Origin of the sequence: Phocaeicola sp. RTP21198st1_B8_RTP21198_201120, from assembly GCF_040929485.1 — a bacterium.
GTDB lineage: Bacteria > Bacteroidota > Bacteroidia > Bacteroidales > Bacteroidaceae > Phocaeicola > Phocaeicola dorei.
Window position 1 is genome coordinate 1 of the sequence record NZ_JBCOCI010000309.1, and the last position, 1,522, is coordinate 1,522.

The 1,522-nt window shown below is 41.5% G+C and carries 1 protein-coding gene; it reads left to right on the forward strand.

The window, feature by feature from the left end; all coding sequences use genetic code 11:
* Positions 1-75: 75 nt before the first annotated feature.
* Positions 76-1,522: RagB/SusD family nutrient uptake outer membrane protein (locus AB5935_RS25755; RefSeq protein WP_368327844.1), on the forward strand; the 1,447-nt coding region annotated here is incomplete at its 3' end.

Below are 1,522 nucleotides of genomic sequence, written 5' to 3' on the forward strand. Positions count from 1 at the left end.
ATCCTGAAGCTCCTTCACTGGCAGCTCCTTTGACGAGAAACATGAGTATAGGTTGTTCCTTAAAATTCTGATAGCATGAAAAAATCGATAATTTATTTGACAATAAGCGCAACACTAACATTTTCCGGTTGTGATTATCTGGATGACATGCCCTATGACTGGGCACAACCTGATGATATTTTCACGAATGAACAGAACTATCTGAAACCGATTAATCAGGTGTATGCATATATTCCCGAAGGCTTCAACCACGTAGGAAATGCCTTTTTAGATGCAGCCACCAATGATGGAATAAGTACAATCATAGATTCGGATATTCATAAGTTGTCTCGTGGGTATGTCACTTCTTCAAATCCGATTGAAGAATGTTGGAATAAGTCATACAATGGAATTCAACAGGCCATTTTTGCCCGCAAATATTTGCGTGAGGCTGACTTGGTGTTACAAAATAAGACAGAAGAAGACATCCAGGCATTTAAAGATACCTATTGTGCGGAAACTGAATGTTTACAAGCCTTATTTGAGTTTAACCTGTTAAGACACTACGGAGTCTTTCCTATTGTCGATCGTATTTACGAAGTCGACGATCCTGAACTGCAGACAAAGGCAAGAGACTCTTTCAAAGACTGCGTCAATCACATCGTACAGTTATGTGAGAGTGCTGCCGCTGTATTAAAAGTTGATCCGGAAGGTGGGAATGGTTCTTATGGCCGTATGACTAAAGGAATGGCACTTGCTATTAAAGCCAAGACATTACTCTATGCCGCAAGCCCACTCTACAACAGAACAGATAATAACGATCCACTACTAGGCTATACTGACGGCTCGGATGTGACGGAACGTTGGAAACTTGCAGCCAAAGCTTGTGCAGATGTAATCAATCTAAATGCAGACGGAACAATATCTCCGAATGGAAATAAAAAATATAATCTGATAGCTCTTACTGCTGCTAAAACGTACGACAAGATCTTTATCAATGCCAATCCTAATCCGGAATATATCCTATTCTATACGGCTGCTAAGGACAATGCTCTGGAAAACAGGCATTATCCCCCTACAATCTCAAAAGATCAGGGAGGAGGTACAGTACCTTCACAGCAATTGATCGATGCATTTACCATGAAAGATGGAAGCGATTATACCCATTCTTCTGACGGTGCAAGCATGTATACTAACAGAGACCCGCGTTTGGCAGCAATTATCGGATATGACGGTTCGGTTTATGGAAAGAATACCATTTATACGCGAATTAGTGATAACACAACCATAGACGGACTCAACCAAGTGAAGAACCGTTCGACCAATACGGGATATTATTTAGCTAAATTCCAGGACAAAACACTGAACTTCGGACAGGCCAATGTGGGTACCGTTTTCCACTTATTCCCGATGATTCGCTTATCTGATATCCTACTTTCCTACGCAGAAGCCATGCATCACGCTTACGGCATGAGTGCGGATCCAGAAGGCTATGGTTTGACAGCAATAGAAGCCATACAAAAAATACGTACCAGAGCAGGAT